This window comes from Pseudomonas lutea, assembly GCF_000759445.1.
In the GTDB taxonomy this organism is placed as follows: Bacteria; Pseudomonadota; Gammaproteobacteria; order Pseudomonadales; family Pseudomonadaceae; genus Aquipseudomonas; species Aquipseudomonas lutea.
Genome location: NZ_JRMB01000002.1, coordinates 200,369 through 218,027, shown reverse-complemented (window position 1 = coordinate 218,027; position 17,659 = coordinate 200,369). Strand labels below are relative to the sequence as shown.

Here is a 17,659-nt window from a genome sequence, read left to right as displayed (position 1 = left end):
TTTGCCAGTCCTGCACGAGATTTGCTGAAGATTGCGTTTGTTCGCCGGCCAGATTACCGAGTGGCGCCTGACCCGACGCGTTCGCCAGCAAGCCGGCTCCTACGATTTTGAGTGTGTCCACACCGGCCACTTCCCGGCTAAAGCCGGTCCCACTAAAACAACCGCGTGCAGTCAGTGGTACCGGCTTCAGGTGACGCGGAGCGTCACAGGATGCATACCCACGCGGAGCGTGGGAACGATCAAGCGCAGAGTTGAGGGCGACTGGGCCGGCCTCTTCCCGGCTAAAGCCAGTCCCACTAACAGCAGCGCGTGCAGTCAGTGACATTGGCGCTGACTGTAGGACCGGCTTCAGCCGGGAAGCTGTTGATCTGCTTCAAGAGCGCTTTTGATCTGCTTTTGATTTTCGTACGCAAAACGTCCAGGCACCGCCAAACGCGACTTTGGTGCAGGCTGAACGGAGGTCTCGTGGAGTGGGCCGAGCCGCATGGATGCGGCGAGAGCTGCCCCCGCCATGGATGGCGGATGGCAGCGGGCCCACGGAGCGAGGCCGGAGTGAAGGAACCCCGACGAAGGAGGGGCCCAACCGAGAGCAAGCACCCTTGGTTACTTGGGGTGCTTTTCCAAGTAACTCGCCGAAGGCGAAACCCAAGGCCGTTAGGCCGAAGCTCCTGATCTTCACGACACAGACCCAGCGAAACACCTCGCCTGCAACCCGATGTCCGAATATGTCGCAGCATCGCAAGCAGATTCAGCCCCCCTGTCGTTAAGCTGCGCAGCAAGTGCACAAAAGCGCGGCGGAGCCTGCCTGGGCAGAAACCGCACCGACGTACACCCAAGCCGAACAAATGTGACGGCACACACACCAAAAGCGTTAGTAATTCACGCAGTGCGAATCGCATTGCCCACTGTCACGTTATGCTGACTATCATCGACCAGACGCAAACGTGACAAACGCACCAGCTCCACCCGACACACGCATCTCTCCTATATAAAAGCTCAAGCCAAGCGGAGTACCACAGATGGCGTTCTTCACCGCAGCCAGCAAGTCCGACTTCCAGCACCAACTGCGAGCGGCACTGGCTCAGCACATCAGTGAACAGGCACTGCCACAAGTGGCGCTGTTCGCCGATCAATTCTTCGGCATCATTTCCCTCGACGAACTTACCCAGCGCAGACTGTCCGACCTGGCCGGCTGCACCCTCTCGGCCTGGCGCCTGCTCGAACGCTTCGAGCACGGCACGCCGCAGGTGCGGGTCTACAACCCCGATTACGAGCGCCACGGCTGGCAGTCCACGCACACCGCCGTTGAAGTTCTGCACCACGACCTGCCGTTCCTGGTGGACTCGGTGCGTACCGAGCTCAACCGTCGCGGTTACAGCATCCACACGCTGCAGACCACCGTGCTGAGCGTGCGCCGTGACGCAAAAGGCCAACTGCTCGAACTGCTGCCAAAAGGCACCAGCGGCGATGACGTGCTGCAAGAATCGTTGATGTACCTGGAGATCGACCGCTGCGCCAACGCCGCGGAGCTGAATGTGCTGGCCCGTGAACTTGAGCAAGTGCTGGGCGAAGTGCGCGTCGCGGTAGAAGACTTCGAGCCGATGAAGGCCAAGCTGCACGAACTTCTGGCGGGCATCGACGCCACCGAGTACAACGTCGACCCCGAAGAGAAATCCGAGGTCAAGGTGTTCCTCGAGTGGCTGGTCAACAACCACTTCACCTTCCTCGGTTATGAAGAATTCACGGTCAGTAGCGAAGACGAAGGCGGGCAGCTCAGCTATGACCCGTCGTCCTTCCTGGGCCTGACCAAGCTGCTGCGCGCAGGACTTACCGCCGAAGACCTGCACATCGAAGGCTATGCGGTGAACTACCTGCAGGAGCCGACCCTGCTGTCCTTCGCCAAAGCCGCGCACCCGAGCCGTGTTCACCGCCCGGCGTACCCGGACTACGTGTCGATCCGCCAGATCGACGCCGACGGCAAGGTCATCAAGGAATCGCGGTTCATGGGCCTGTACACCTCGTCGGTTTATGGCGAGAGCGTGCGCAATATCCCGTACATCCGCCGCAAGGTTGCCGAAGTCGAGCGCCGTTCCGGGTTTGACGCCAAGGCGCACCTGGGCAAGGAGCTGGCGCAGGTGGTCGAAGTGCTGCCGCGCGATGACCTGTTCCAGACCCCGGTGGACGAGCTGTTCACCACCGTGATGTCGATCGTGCAGATTCAGGAGCGCAACAAGATCCGCGTGTTCCTGCGCAAAGACCCGTACGGCCGCTTCTGCTACTGCCTGGCGTACGTGCCGCGCGACGTTTACTCCACCGAAGTCCGTCAAAAAATCCAGCAAGTGCTGATGGAGCGCCTGAAGGCCAGCGACTGCGAGTTCTGGACCTTCTTCTCCGAGTCGGTGCTGGCGCGCGTGCAGTTGATCCTGCGCGTGGACCCGAAAGTCACCCTCGACATCGACCCGCAGCAACTGGAAAACGAAGTGATCCAGGCGTGCCGGTCGTGGAAAGACGACTACGCCAGCCTGGTGATCGAGAGCTTCGGCGAGGCGCAGGGCACCAACGTCCTGGCCGATTTCCCGAAAGGCTTCCCGGCCGGCTACCGCGAGCGTTTCGCGGCGCACTCAGCCGTTGTGGACATGCAGCATGTGCTGAGCCTGTCCGAAGCCAACCCGCTGGTGATGAGCTTCTACCAGCCGCTGTCAGGCGACAAGGCGCAGCTGCATTGCAAGCTGTACCACGCCGACACCCCGCTGGCGCTGTCCGACGTCTTGCCGATTCTGGAAAACCTTGGGCTGCGCGTACTGGGCGAATTCCCCTACCGCCTGCGCCATACCAATGGCCGCGAATTCTGGATTCATGATTTCGCGTTCACCTACGGCGAAGGCCTGAAGCTGGACCTGCAACAACTCAATGACACGCTGCAGGACGCGTTCGTCCACATCGTCCGTGGCGAAGCCGAGAACGATGCTTTCAACCGTCTGGTGCTGACGGCCGGTCTGCCGTGGCGCGACGTGGCGTTGCTGCGGGCCTACGCGCGTTACCTGAAGCAGATCCGCCTGGGCTTCGACCTTGGCTACATCGCCAGCACGTTGAACAACCATGCCGACATCGCCCGTGAGCTGACGCGTCTGTTCAAGACCCGTTTCTACCTGGCGCGCAAATTGAGCGGCGGCGACCTCGACGACATGCAACAACGTCTCGAACAGGCCATCCTGACTGCGCTCGATGGCGTGCAGGTGCTCAACGAAGACCGCATCCTGCGTCGCTACCTTGACCTGATCAAGGCGACCATGCGCACCAACTTCTACCAGGCCGACGCCAACGGTCAGAGCAAGAGCTATTTCAGCTTCAAGTTCAACCCGCGTCTGATCCCCGAACTGCCGAAGCCGGTACCGAAGTTCGAAATCTTCGTCTACTCGCCGCGTGTTGAAGGCGTGCACCTGCGCTTCGGCAACGTGGCCCGCGGCGGCCTGCGCTGGTCCGACCGCGAAGAAGACTTCCGTACCGAAGTCCTCGGGCTGGTCAAAGCCCAGCAGGTGAAGAACTCGGTCATTGTGCCGGTGGGCGCCAAAGGTGGCTTCCTGCCGCGCCGTCTGCCGACCACCGGCACCCGCGACGAGATCCAGGCCGAGGCGATCGCCTGCTACCGCATCTTCATTTCCGGGCTGCTGGACATCACCGACAACCTGAAAGAAGGCGCGCTGGTGCCGCCTGCCAACGTCGTGCGTCACGACGATGATGACCCGTACCTGGTCGTGGCCGCCGACAAGGGCACCGCGACCTTCTCCGACATCGCCAACGGCATTGCCATCGATTACGGCTTCTGGTTGGGTGACGCCTTCGCTTCCGGCGGCTCGGCGGGTTACGACCACAAGAAGATGGGCATCACCGCCAAGGGCGCGTGGGTCGGTGTGCAGCGCCACTTCCGCGAGCGCGGCATCAACGTCCAGCAGGACAGCATCAGCGTGATCGGCGTCGGTGACATGGCCGGCGACGTGTTCGGCAACGGCTTGTTGATGTCCGACAAACTGCAACTGGTGGCGGCGTTCAACCACCTGCACATCTTCATTGATCCAAACCCGGACCCGGCGAGCAGCTTCGCCGAGCGTCAGCGTCTGTTCGACCTGCCGCGTTCGGCCTGGACCGATTACGACACCAGCCTGATGTCCGAAGGCGGCGGTATCTTCCCGCGCAGCGCCAAAAGCATTGCGATCACTGCGCAGATGAAAGCACGCTTCGACATTACCGCTGACAAGCTGACCCCGACCGAACTGATGCACGCGCTGCTCAAGGCGCCGGTGGATCTGCTCTGGAACGGCGGCATCGGCACTTACGTCAAAGCCAGCACTGAAAGCCATGCCGATGTGGGTGACAAGGCCAACGACGCATTGCGCGTCAACGGCAATCAGCTGCGCTGCAAAGTGGTGGGCGAGGGCGGCAACCTCGGCATGACCCAACTGGGCCGCGTCGAGTTCGGCCTGATGGGCGGCGCGACCAACACCGACTTCATCGACAACGCCGGTGGCGTGGATTGCTCCGACCACGAAGTGAACATCAAGATCCTGCTGAACGAAGTGGTCCAGGCCGGTGACATGACCGAGAAGCAGCGCAACCTGCTGCTCGAAAGCATGACCGATGAAGTGGGCAACCTCGTCCTCGGCAACAACTACAAGCAGACTCAGGCCCTGTCGCTGGCGGAGCGCCGTGCCTACGAGCGCATCGCCGAATACAAGCGCCTGATGAGTGATCTGGAGTCGCGTGGCAAGCTGGACCGTGCCATTGAGTTCCTCCCGGCCGAAGACCAACTGGCCGAGCGCATCGCGGAGAAGAAAGGTCTGACCCGCGCGGAGCTGTCGGTGCTGATTTCCTACAGCAAGATCGACCTCAAGGAAGCGTTGCTGGAATCCCGCGTGCCGGATGACGATTATCTGGCCCGCGACATGGAAACCGCGTTCCCGCCGTCATTGGGTGCGAAGTTCTCGGAATCGATGCGTCGCCACCGTCTGAAGCGTGAAATCGTCAGCACGCAGATCGCCAACGATCTGGTCAACCACATGGGCATCACCTTCGTGCAGCGTCTCAAGGAGTCGACCGGCATGACGGCAGCCAACGTGGCCGGTGCGTATGTGATCGTGCGCGACATTTTCCACCTGCCGCACTGGTTCCGTCAGATCGAGGCGCTGGACTACAAGGTCCCGGCCGAGATTCAGCTGGCGCTGATGGATGAGCTGATGCGCCTGGGCCGCCGCGCGACCCGCTGGTTCCTGCGCAGCCGTCGCAACGAGCTGGACGCGGCACGCGATGTTGCGCACTTCGGTCCGCACATCGCGGCGCTGGGCCTGAAACTGGACGAGTTGCTGGAAGGCCCGACCCGCGAGGTCTGGCAGACGCGCTACCAAGAGTACGTCGCCGCCGGTGTGCCGGAGTTGCTGGCGCGGATGGTCGCGGGCACCAGTCACTTGTACACGCTGTTGCCGATCATCGAAGCGTCTGATGTCACCGGTCAGAATGCGGCGGATGTGGCGAAGGTGTACTTCGCGGTCGGCAGTTCGCTGGACGTGACCTGGTATCTGCAGCAGATCAGTGCCTTGCCGGTGGAGAATAATTGGCAGGCGCTCGCGCGTGAGGCGTTCCGTGATGATATCGATTGGCAGCAGCGGGCGATTACGGTCTCTGTGTTGCAGATGCCGAACGGTCCTGCGGACATCGAGGAGCGCTTGACGCTGTGGCTGGAGCAGCATGTGCAGATGGTTGAGCGCTGGCGCGCGATGTTGGTTGAGTTGCGTGCGGCGAGTGGCAATGACTATGCGATGTATGCGGTCGCCAACCGTGAGTTGCTGGACCTGGCGATGAGTGGGCAGACGTCGGTGGTTTGATGGTTAGCTTGCTGTAAACAGAGGCCCCGTATCGCAAGATGCGGGGCTTTTTTGTTTTTGCGTTTTGGAGATCAAGATCAGGGGCGTCTGCCTGGGGGCAGACTGTTTCGCCTTCGGCGAGTTACTTGGAAACCGTCGAAAGTCGCACCGTCCCCAAGTAACCAAGGGTGCTTGCTCCTGGTTTGGTTCCTCCTTCGTCGGAATTCCGTCACTCCGACGATGCTCCGTGGGCCCGCGCCGAACGGACATCCATGTCCTGACGGCGCTCTCGCCGCGTCCATGCGGCTCGACCCACTGCGCATCGTCTACGTTCAGCCTGCACCCAAGTCGCGATTGGCGGCGGCTGGGCTTTATGCGTATGAAGACCAAAAGCAGATCAGAAGCAGATCAGAAGCAGATCAAAGGCTTCCCGGCTGAAGCCGGTCCCACAGGAGTGCGCCTTCGGTGCCGCTGAATGCGCGCCCGCTGTTTTAGTGGGACCGGCTTCAGCCGGGAAGGGCCGACTTGGGCGCGACCAAATGCACTGGGTGAATGCAGTCTTCTGTAGGAGCCGGCTTGCTGGCGAACGCGAAGGGTCTGCTGGGAAGATGCCGCCTGACACACTGCTTTCGCCAGCAGGCCGGATCCTGCATTCTGCGTTGATCGTGCTCACACTTCACGTGGGCATGCATCCTTTGACGCATACGACGCCCTGGTGGGACCGGCTTTAGCCGGGAAGGGGCCGGATTGGACGCGATCAAATGCACTGGGTGAATGCAATTTTCTGTAGGAGCCGGCTTGCTGGCGAACGCGGAGTGTCTGCGGGGAAGATGCCGCCTGACACACTGTTTTCCCCCGACAAAGCGGCTTGTGCATGTTCTGCGTTGATCGCGCCCTCACTTTGCGTTGGCATGCATCCTTTGACGCTTTGCGTCGCTCTCTCGACAACGGGACGTGGTTATTTCAATCGCGCCATGCTGATGGCGTCGACCAGCACCCCGTCACGGATGGCGTAGTCCCGCAGGCGACCTTCGTTTTCGAAACCGAATTTGCGATACAGGGCCAGCGCGGCTTCGTTGTCGGCAAATACGGTCAGTTCGACACGGTGCAGGTTCATCCAGTTGTCCGCGACTTCCAGCACGGCAGCCATCAGCCGCGACCCAACCCCTTTGCCCTGCCACGCCGCTGCCACGCCCATACCAATGGCGCCTACATGACGCTGCCGAATGCGCGCGTATTGCTCCAGCCCGATGTTGCCGATCACTTGGCCCTGATGCAAAGCCACAAGCTTTACCGAACGCTCATCCGCGCCCGCCAGCCGCTTGCGCCAGACCTCAGCGGATTGATACGGCATTTGAAGCACCTGACGGCACACCAATGGGTCGTTATAAAGAGCCGTGACGCCCTCGATATGGGACTCGGTAAAACGATGGATCACTACCTGATCGACAGCCGCATTCACTGGATTCATCCTTTGAAAACAGAAAGAAGCGGCAGTCTAAGCGGCCAACTGCCCACGTGGCTACGCCGACCAGCAACCGTAAGAGGTGACAGCCTGCACGGTGACGCGGAGCGTCGCGGGATACATGCCTACGTGGAGCGTGGGCACGATCAATGCGGAACATGCAGGAGCCGGCTTGCTGGCAAAAACAGTGTGTCAGGCGGTATCTTCCCCGCAGACCCTCCGCGTTCGCCAGCAAGCCGGCTCCTACAGAATGACTGCATTCACCCAGTGCATTTGATCGCGTCCAATGCGGCCCATTCCCGGCTGAAGCCGGTCCCACTAAAAGCAGCGTGTGCATTGATCGGGACCGTCCTCTCGGCTGAAGCGGATGCTACCAAGGGCCGTATAAACACTGTGGGACCGGCTTCAGCCCCGGAAGCTCTTGATCTGCTTTAGACATCCTTTTGATCTGCGTACGCAAAAAGCCCAGTCACCGCGAAACGCGACTTGGGTGCAGGCTGAACGTAGACGATGCGCAGTGGGTCGAGCGGCATGGATGCCGCGAGAGCGCCGTCAGGACATGGATGTCCGTTCGGCGCGAGCCCACGGAGCATCGTCGGAGTGAGGGTATTCCGACGAAGGAGGAACCAAACCAGGAGCACAAGCCCTTGCCTGCTCTTTGAAACCGAAAGCGGGGTTTTATCAAGTAACTCGCCGAAGGCGAAACAGTCTGCCGTTAGGCAGACGCTCTCGATCTATCAAAAAAAGCCCATAAAAAAACCCCGCCGAAGCGGGGTTCTTTCAACACGGTTCAGCTATTACGCCTGAACAACCGGAATATTAGCGTTGGCCGCAGCCTCACGGAATTCCGCGATCTGATCGAAGCTCAAGTAACGGTAAACATCGGCAGCCATGCTGTCGATCTTGCCCGCGTACTCCATATACTCCTCGACCGTCGGCAGACGACCCAGAATCGACGCAACGGACGCCAACTCGGCCGAAGCCAGGTAAACGTTCGCACCATCGCCCAGACGGTTCGGGAAGTTACGAGTCGACGTCGAAACGACTGTCGAATTCGGCTCAACACGTGCCTGGTTACCCATGCACAGCGAGCAGCCCGGCATTTCCATGCGCGCGCCAGCCTTGCCGTAAATCCCGTAGTAACCTTCCTCGGTCAACTGGTGAGCGTCCATCTTGGTCGGCGGCGACAGCCACAGACGCGTCGGCAGCTGGCCTTTGACCTGCTCCAGCAACTTGCCCGCAGCGCGGAAGTGGCCGATGTTGGTCATGCACGAACCGATGAACACCTCGTCGATCTTCTCGCCAGCTACGCTGGACAGCAGACGGGCATCATCCGGGTCGTTTGGCGCGCAGAGCACAGGCTCTTTGACGTCAGCCAGATCGATTTCGATGATTTCCGCGTATTCGGCGTCAGCATCGGCTTCCAGCAACTCTGGGTTGGCGACCCAGGCTTCCATGGCCTGAGCACGACGCTCCAGCGTACGCGGATCACCGTAGCCTTCGCCGATCATCCAGCGCAGCAGGGTGATGTTGGATTTCAGGTACTCGGCGATCGACTCTTTCGACAGCTTGATGGTGCAGCCGGCGGCGGAGCGTTCGGCCGAGGCGTCGGACAGTTCGAAAGCTTGCTCGACGGTCAGGGTTTCCAGACCTTCGATCTCCAGAATGCGACCGGAGAAAGCGTTCTTCTTGCCCTTCTTCTCGACCGTCAGCAGGCCCTTCTGGATCGCGTAGTAAGGGATCGCATGAACCAGGTCACGCAGGGTGACGCCTGGTTGCAGCTTGCCTTTGAAGCGAACCAGAATCGACTCCGGCATGTCCAGCGGCATAACGCCGGTGGCAGCGGCAAACGCGACCAGACCTGAACCGGCCGGGAACGAGATGCCGATCGGGAAGCGGGTGTGCGAGTCACCACCGGTGCCGACGGTGTCCGGCAGCAGCATGCGGTTCAGCCAGCTGTGGATGATGCCGTCGCCCGGACGCAGGGAAACGCCGCCGCGGGTCATGATGAAGTCAGGCAGCGTGTGGTGAGTCTTGACGTCGATCGGCTTCGGATAGGCCGCAGTGTGGCAGAAAGACTGCATCACCAGATCGGTCGAGAAGCCCAGGCACGCCAGGTCTTTCAGTTCATCACGGGTCATGGGACCGGTGGTGTCCTGAGAACCGACGGTGGTCATCTTCGGCTCGCAGTAGGTGCCCGGACGGATGCCGTCGGTGCCACAGGCCTTGCCGACCATCTTCTGCGCCAGGGTAAAGCCTTTGGTGCTGGCCACTGGAACGTCGGGCAGCTTGAACAGCGTCGAAGGCGGCAGACCCAGCTCGGCGCGTGCCTTGCCAGTCAGGCCGCGACCGATGATCAGCGGAATACGGCCACCGGCGCGAACTTCGTCAAGCAGCACTGGCGTCTTCAGTTCGAAGGTTGCCAGCACGTCGTCGGTGCCGTGTTTGGTGACTTTGCCGGCATACGGGTAAACGTCGATCACGTCGCCCATGTTGATGTTCGAGACGTCGAACTCAATTGGCAGTGCGCCCGCATCTTCCATGGTGTTGTAGAAGATCGGAGCGATTTTGCTGCCGAAGCAGAAGCCGCCGGCGCGCTTGTTCGGCACGTTCGGGATGTCGTCACCGAAGAACCACAGCACCGAGTTGGTGGCTGACTTACGCGAGGAACCGGTACCGACCACGTCACCGACGTAGGCAATAGGGAAGCCTTGACCGCGCATGTCTTCGATTTGCTTCATCGGGCCGATCGAGCCTTGCACGTCGGGCACGATGCCGTCACGGGCCATTTTCAGCATGGCGAGGGCGTGCAGCGGGATGTCCGGACGCGACCAGGCATCAGGCGCAGGCGACAGGTCGTCGGTGTTGGTTTCACCGGTGACCTTGAAGACGCGCAGGCTGATCTTTTCGGCCAGGGTCGGACGCTTCTGGAACCACTCGCCGTCGGCCCAGGACTGCATCACGCCTTTGGCGTGTGCGTTGCCGTTCTTGGCTTTTTCAGCGACGTCGTGGAAGGCGTCGAACATCAGCAGGGTGTGCTTCAGTTGTTCTGCGGCCACCGGTGCCAGCTCGGCATCGTCCAGCAGCTCAACCATGGTGACGATGTTGTAGCCGCCCTGCATGGTGCCGAGCAGTTCGACAGCGCGCTTCTTGTCCAGCAGAGGGGAATGAACTTCGCCCTTGGCCAGGGCAGAAAGGAAACCGGCTTTGACGTAGGCCGCTTCGTCAACTCCCGGTGGAACGCGATTGGTGATCAGGTCAAGCAGGAAAGCTTCTTCGCCAGCCGGTGGGTTTTTCAGCAGCTCGACCAGGCCTGCGGTTTGTTCGGCGTTAAGCGGCTGGGGCACGATACCCTGGGCGGCACGCTCTTCGATGTGTTTACGGTAGGCTTCAAGCACAGTATTACCCTCATCAGTGGTCCCAAATGGGTGTCCGGGACGCTCATCCGGAAAAGGTCCGCATCGATGCTCTCGAACTTTTTAAAGTTTCTTGGCAGGAAGCTGACGATCTCCAACAGAAGCTGTTTTCAAAGTTTTACGCCTGCATGATCGGCTGGGGAGGGGACGCGAACCTTTCGCGTCAAACCGGACTGCGGGGCGGGCTTTGGGCAATAAGTAGCTGGGCGACTTACCGGACAAAGCCCTGACTGTGCTCGTGACGCTTTGAAAACAGCTTCCAACGGACATTGGCGCCTTAAAAGGCCCGGTGATTCTACGGGAAAAAACCGCTGAAGGTAAGTTAGCCCCCACAGGTTGAAGGGTGTACCTCGTTAGACAAAGGGCTAACATGCCGGCTTGTTCCGTTCGCCGTCGTGTTGTTTTGCCATGCCCAATCAGATCATCAAAACGCCCTGCGTGGGCCTCTGCTCCACCGTTTACGGGGACCTTGTGTGCCGGGGATGCAAGCGTTTCCATCACGAAGTCATCCACTGGAACGGTTACAACGAAGACGAAAAACGCGCGGTCTGGCTGCGCCTTGAACAGCTGCTGGTGCAGGTCATGGCGGCGAAGGTCGAGGTCTTCGACCCCGTGAAGCTGCGCCAGCAGCTGGAACAACGCAAGATCCGCTTCGTCCCGCACCAGTCGGAATATTGCTGGGCTTATCAGTTGATTGCGCGGGGCGCTCGGGTGATCAACCAATTGGACGCATACGGCATGGTGCTGCTGCCGGAGTTTCGCGACTGGTCACTGCCCGAACTGCGCGATGCCATTGATCGGGAATTCTTCCTGCTGTCCGAAGCGCATTACGAGCGTTACATCGCGCCGGGTTTCCTGAGGGACGCGATGGGCGCGCGCTGATCGTTTCGGCCCGGCAGCGGGGCAGGCGAAAATTCCCGGCTGTCACTGCCAGGCAGGCTGGTTCTGTCCGTCAGGCTCCGTATAATGCTGCGCCTTTCCCAACCCGCTATTTTGTGAACCCATGCAGACCTATCCAGACGTCGACGCTTTCCTGCTTTGCCCCACCCCGGACAGCTGGGTGCAGGCTGCCTTGCAGAACCTGGATATCCTGCTGATTGACCACGCCAACAATGAAAAGAAAGCCGCCGGCGCGGCGTTTCAGTTCATGTTTCAGTACAACGACAAATTTGACCTGCTCGCCAAAATGTCCCGGCTGGCCCGCGAGGAGCTGCGCCACTTCGAGCAAGTCATCGGCATCATCAAGAAGCGCGGCATTCCGATGGCCAACATCAGCTCCGCGCGTTATGCCGGTTCGTTGCGCAAACTCGTGCGCACCCATAACCCTTACCGGCTGACCGACGCGCTGGTGGTTGGCGCCATCGTGGAAGCACGCTCGTGCGAACGTTTCGCCGCGCTGGTGCCGCATCTGGATGAAGACCTGGCGAAGTTCTACGCCAGCCTGCTTAAATCCGAAGCCCGTCATTTTCAGGACTACCTGAAGCTGGCTTACACCTATGGCACTGCGGCGGACGTCGACGCCAAAATCGAAGAAATCCGCCTCGCCGAGCGCGAGCTGATCGAAAGCCCCGATGAAGACTTCCGCTTCCACAGCGGTGTACCGGCGGCTTAAGCCTTTTAGGGCAAACACCGATTCGTAGGAGCGCGTTTGCCCGCGAATCGGTCTCCCCCCGACATTCTTAGCGTCTGACCGACCGCGCTCGCGTTCGCCAGCAAGCCGGCTTCTACGGAGGCCGCTGCCACTGCATAAAAACGCCTCGTCAATCCGTCGAATCACGTTCGTCCGAATCAGTACACCTTAAATATTGTTTCATTGTGTGTTTACTGCCTAGGCAGTAAGATCCTTCCCATTCACTGCCTAAGCAGATAATGGGTGGCTACCAAATGGCACATTTTACCCCCGAGAATTTCCACGACAGCCTCCTTGGCATGTTGCTCGGCCGGACTGAACAGCTGAAAAATCGCATCCTCGATCGGCATCTGGAGCCCCACGGCGTCACCGCGCAGCAGTTCAAAGTGCTGGTGATGATCGCGCGCTTCTGCGCCGAAACCCCGGCTGACATCTGTCGCATGCTGAACCTGGACAGTGGTTCCATGACCCGCATGCTCGACCGTCTGGAGCAGAAAAACCTGTTGTCCCGCGCCCGTTCCGAGGCGGATCGCCGTCAGGTGCAACTGGTGCTGACCGATGAAGGCAGGGCGCTCTCCGACCTGTTGCCGGAAATCGGCGCACACGCGATGAACGAGATGGTCGGGGTGCTGGAAGACAGCGAGCTGCTGGCGCTGGAAAAGATTCTGACGAAAATTCTGGTTGCCTCGGGCGACCCCATCACGATTGCCCGGATTGCCGAACGATGAGCACTCATATCCAGCAGGGTTCGACCCTGCGCACGTCCCTGAGTCTGGTATTCGTGGCGCTGGTCCTGGCCGGTTGCGCCACCTCCAAAGGCCTGAAGACCGAAGGCGTCGGCATTGATGCCAACCACCTGCAAACCGCCCAAAGCCTCAACGGCATTCAGCTCTCGCCGGCGGCCTGGCCAAAGCGCGATTGGTGGACCAGCCTCGGCGATCCACAGCTCAACACGCTGATCACCGAAGCGTTGCGCGACAGCCCGGACATGCAAATTGCCGCTGCTCGCACGCATCAGGCGACCGCGCAGGCGTATGCCGCCGATGCCGAACGCATGCCGACCGTCGATGCCGACGCCAGCATCAGTCGCTCGCGTCTGGCCCGCGATCAGGATCCGACTGGCGCAGGCGGCCGTTACAGCACCTTGCGCAGCTTGAGCGCGGGCTTCAATTACAACTTTGATCTGTGGGGTGGCCAGCGTGCAGCCTGGGAAGCGGCGTTGGGGCAGGCCCGCGCCAGCGAAGTCGATCAGCAAGCGGCGCAATTGACCCTCGCCGCTGACGTGGCCCGCGCCTACAGCGACCTGGGCCAGGCCTACATCGTCCGCGATCTGGCGGCTGAAGACCTCAAGCGCACGAGTCAACTGCTGGATTTGGGCGCACGGCGTTTCAAGTCGGGCATCGACAGCGAATACCAGTACGAGCAGACCCAGAGCCTGGAAGCCAACTCTCGCGAATCGCTGGCGGACGCGGACAAGAGCCTGCGCAGCGCCAAAATCCAGTTGGCCGTGCTCATGGGCAAAGGCCCGGACCGTGGCGAACAACTGCGTCGGCCTGCGGTGCTGCAACCTGCTGTCGTGGCCCTGCCTTCAGTGGTGCCCGCCGAGTTACTAGGCCGTCGCCCGGACCTGGTGGCAGCGCGCTGGCGGGTTGAGGCGGCAAGCAAAAACATCGACGTCAGCAAGACCAACTTTTACCCCAACCTCAACCTCAGCGCCTCTGCAGGCGCCGAGTCGCTGCTGGGCGATGCAATGTTTGGTTCGGCGAGTCGCTTCTTCAATGTTGCGCCGACGGTCTCGCTGCCTATTTTCGACGGCGGACGTCGCCGTGCCGACCTTGACGCTCGGGACGCCGACTACGACCTCGCAGTGGCGCAGTACAACAAGACACTGGTCCGGGCGCTGGGCGATGTTAGCGATGGCATCGGCCAGTTGCGTGACATCCGCCGTCAGATCGAGGCGCGTCAGCAGGCGACCGATGTGATTCAGAAATCCTACGACACCGTCGTTCAGCGCTACTCATCGGGCATCGGCAATTACCTGGACGTCCTGAGCGTCGAGCAACAACTGCTGCAATCGCAACGCCAACAGGCTGATCTCAACGCGGAACGAATCGATCTTTCGATCCAGTTGATGCAGGCCCTCGGGGGAGGCTTTGAAGACAGCAAGCCCGGCGACAACGCCGCCCCGGACGTCCCGTCAACTGCTTCGATGACTCATTAAGGTAATCGACATGGCCACTGCCACTACCGAAAACAACGCTACACACGAACAAAAGGACAGCACCGGTCCTGACGCCGGGAAAGGTGCCGACAACAAAGCCGGTCAGAACACACCGACGAAAAACCCGCGCAAGCGCAAGCTGCTGCTACTCGGCCTGCTGTTGGTGGTCGTACTCGGGGTGATTGGCGTTTGGGCCTGGTACGAAATGTACGGGCGCTGGAGCGAAAGCACCGACGATGCCTATGTGAACGGCAACGTGGTGGAAATCACTCCGCAGGTCACCGGCACCGTGGTGAGTATCGGCGCTGACGATGGCGACCTGGTTCGTGAAGGTCAGGTGCTCGTCCAGTTCGACCCCAACGATGCCGAAGTCGCGCTGCAAAGTGCCGAAGCCAACCTGGCTAAAGTGGTGCGTCAGGTGCGCGGTCTGTACAGCAACGTCGATGGCATGAAAGCGCAACTGGCCGCTCAGCGGGCTGAGGTTCAGAGAGCCCAGGATAACTACAACCGTCGTCGCAGTCTGGCGGCGGGCGGGGCGATTTCCCAGGAAGAGCTGTCCCACGCCAAGGATGACCTGACCACCGCACAGAACGCGTTGACCAACATCCAGCAGCAGTTGGCCACCAGTACCGCGCTGGTGGACGACACACAGGTGTCTTCGCACCCGGACGTGAAATCCGCCGCCGCACAGTTGCGTCAGGCCTATCTGAGTAACGCGCGCAGCACGCTGATCGCGCCGGTCACCGGCTATGTCGCCAAGCGCACGGTGCAGCTGGGCCAGCGGGTGCAGCCGGGCACTGCGCTGATGGCGGTGATTCCGCTGGACCAGCTGTGGATAGACGCCAACTTCAAGGAAACCCAACTGGGCCAGATGCGGATCGGCCAGCCGGTGGACATCGAAGCGGATCTGTACGGCAGCGACGTCAAGTACAGCGGCACCGTAGACAGCGTCGGCGCCGGTACTGGCAGTGCGTTTGCCTTGCTCCCCGCGCAAAACGCCACGGGTAACTGGATCAAGATCGTGCAGCGGGTGCCGGTGCGCATTCACATCAATGCTGACGAGCTGTCGAAGCACCCGTTGCGAATCGGCCTGTCGACCACCGTTGACGTGAACCTGCACGACCAGAGCGGTCCGGTACTGGCGCAGCAAGCGCCTAAACAGCCGTTGTTCACCACCGACGTCTATGCCAGGCAACTGGCCGATGCCGACACGCTCATTGCACGCGTGATCCACGAAAACAGCGCCTCTTCGAGCGGCAAGACCGCTCAGCGCTGATTCGCCAATCCATCTCCCCAGACCCGTTCACGCGGGCCTGGGTGATCTTCGAGTGTCAAAGGATTCGCGATGAGTAATAACGCTCCCGCTTCTTTCACGCCGCCAAGCCTGTTGCTGACCACCATCGGCCTGTCGCTGGCGACGTTCATGCAAGTGCTCGACACCACGATCGCCAACGTGGCCTTGCCGACCATCTCCGGCAACCTGGGCGTCAGCTCGGAGCAGGGCACGTGGGTCATTACCTCGTTCGCGGTCAGTAACGCCATCGCATTGCCGCTGACCGGCTGGCTCAGTCGGCGCTTCGGCGAAGTGAAGCTGTTTCTGTGGGCCACATTGCTGTTCGTGACGGCGTCCTTCCTCTGCGGCATCTCGACGTCGATGCCTGAACTGGTGGGCTTTCGGGTTATTCAGGGCATGGTGGCCGGTCCGTTGTACCCCATGACCCAGACGCTGCTGATCGCGGTTTATCCCCCGGCGAAAAGGGGGATGGCATTGGCATTGCTGGCCATGGTGACGGTCGTGGCGCCCATCGCCGGGCCGATCCTTGGCGGCTGGATCACTGACAGTTACAGCTGGCCGTGGATTTTCTTCATCAACGTACCGATCGGTCTGTTCGCCGCCTTTGTCGTTCGTCAGCAGATGGCCACGCGGCCGGTGACCACCAGCCGGCAACCCATGGATTATGTGGGTCTGATCACGTTGATCATCGGGGTCGGCGCCCTGCAGATCGTGCTCGACAAGGGCAACGACCTGGATTGGTTTGAATCGAACTTCATCATCATCGGTTCGGTTATCTCGGCGATTGGCTTGGCGGTGTTTGTGATCTGGGAAATGACCGACGATCATCCGGTGGTCAACCTGCGGCTGTTTGCCTTCCGCAATTTCCGCTTCGGGACCATCTGTCTGGTGCTGGGCTACGCCGGGTTCTTCGGTATCAACTTGATCCTGCCGCAGTGGCTGCAGACGCAGATGGGCTACACGGCCACCTATGCGGGGCTGGCGGTGGCGCCGCTCGGGGTGCTACCGGTGCTGATGTCGCCCTTCGTCGGCCGCTATGCCCACAAATTCGATTTGCGTCTGTTGGCCGGCCTGGCATTCCTGGCCATCGGCCTGAGTTGTTTCATGCGGGCGGATTTCACCAGTCAGGTGGATTTCACCCACATCGCGCTGGTGCAATTGTTCATGGGGGCGGGCGTGGCGCTGTTCTTTATGCCGACCTTGAGCATCCTGCTGTCTGACTTGCCGCCTTCGCAGATTGCGGACGGCTCGGGCCTTGCGACGTTCTTGCGTAACCTGGGTGGCAGCTTCGCGGCCTCGTTGACCACGTGGATCTGGATACGCCGGGCTGACCAGCATCACGCGTATCTCAGCGAGAGCGTGAACGCCTACGAGCCCACGACACGGCACGCACTCGAAACCCTGGGCGGGGCGAGTAATCAGGCCTATGCGCAGCTTGATTCGATGGTGACCAGCCAGGCCTACATGATGTCGACCGTGGACTACTTCTACATGATGGGTTGGATCTTTCTGTCGCTGATCCTGATCATCTGGCTGGCCAAACCGCCGTTCACAGCGAAGGCGGCGCCTGGGGGAGGGCATTGATCGTCCGCCGGGCTGCGCAACTGCTTCGCCCTTACCGGCGTGTTGCCTGTCCGTGAGCGCCCGGGAATACCCGGTCGCAACCTTGTGAATGCGGCTTTAACGGATGTGCCGCCTCATCTGTGACCAACGTAGATCTTTGTAGGAGCAGCTTGCCCGCGAACGCGTTTTCTCAGACGCGACTTGTCTGAACGACC

9 protein-coding genes are annotated in these 17,659 nt (G+C 60.7%); 7 read left to right on the top strand and 2 right to left on the bottom strand.

The window, feature by feature from the left end; all coding sequences use genetic code 11:
• The first annotated feature begins 1,019 nt into the window (after positions 1-1,019).
• Entirely contained in the window at positions 1,020-5,876 is a 4,857-nt protein-coding gene (locus LT42_RS13120; RefSeq protein WP_037013684.1) for an NAD-glutamate dehydrogenase, read from the top strand.
• A 937-nt stretch (positions 5,877-6,813) separates the two neighbouring features.
• Here the strand turns inward: LT42_RS13120 and LT42_RS13115 are convergent.
• Entirely contained in the window at positions 6,814-7,326 is a 513-nt protein-coding gene (locus tag LT42_RS13115) for a GNAT family N-acetyltransferase (protein WP_152597671.1), read from the bottom strand.
• Positions 7,327-8,117: 791 nt separating this feature from the next.
• Positions 8,118-10,718: a bifunctional aconitate hydratase 2/2-methylisocitrate dehydratase gene (gene acnB / locus LT42_RS13110; RefSeq protein WP_037013682.1), complete on the bottom strand. Its 2,601-nt coding sequence runs from the start codon at positions 10,716-10,718 to the stop codon at positions 8,118-8,120.
• Positions 10,719-11,144: 426 nt separating this feature from the next.
• On the opposite strand from acnB, the gene LT42_RS13100 reads away from it, so the two are divergent.
• The 6 genes from LT42_RS13100 to LT42_RS13075 all read left to right on the top strand — a co-directional run bounded on the left by LT42_RS13100 (position 11,145) and on the right by LT42_RS13075 (position 17,465).
• Entirely contained in the window at positions 11,145-11,618 is a 474-nt protein-coding gene (locus LT42_RS13100) for a DUF1289 domain-containing protein (RefSeq protein WP_037013680.1), read from the top strand.
• Between the two features lie 121 nt (positions 11,619-11,739).
• Entirely contained in the window at positions 11,740-12,348 is a 609-nt protein-coding gene (locus LT42_RS13095; protein WP_037013679.1) for a MiaE family protein, read from the top strand.
• 272 nt (positions 12,349-12,620) lie between these two features.
• The gene (locus LT42_RS13090; protein ID WP_037017236.1) at positions 12,621-13,094 is read left to right on the top strand and encodes a MarR family winged helix-turn-helix transcriptional regulator; all 474 of its coding nucleotides are present in this window, start codon (positions 12,621-12,623) and stop codon (positions 13,092-13,094) included.
• Positions 13,091-14,587: an efflux transporter outer membrane subunit gene (locus LT42_RS13085; protein ID WP_037013677.1), complete on the top strand. Its 1,497-nt coding sequence runs from the start codon at positions 13,091-13,093 to the stop codon at positions 14,585-14,587. Before LT42_RS13090 ends, LT42_RS13085 begins: the two co-directional genes overlap by 4 nt.
• Positions 14,588-14,597: 10 nt before the next feature.
• A complete protein-coding gene (locus tag LT42_RS13080; RefSeq protein ID WP_037013675.1) occupies positions 14,598-15,863 on the top strand; it encodes an HlyD/EmrA/EmrK family protein in 1,266 nt (421 codons plus the stop codon).
• Between the two features lie 69 nt (positions 15,864-15,932).
• Positions 15,933-17,465: a DHA2 family efflux MFS transporter permease subunit gene (locus LT42_RS13075; protein ID WP_037013673.1), complete on the top strand. Its 1,533-nt coding sequence runs from the start codon at positions 15,933-15,935 to the stop codon at positions 17,463-17,465.
• The last annotated feature ends 194 nt before the right edge of the window (positions 17,466-17,659 follow it).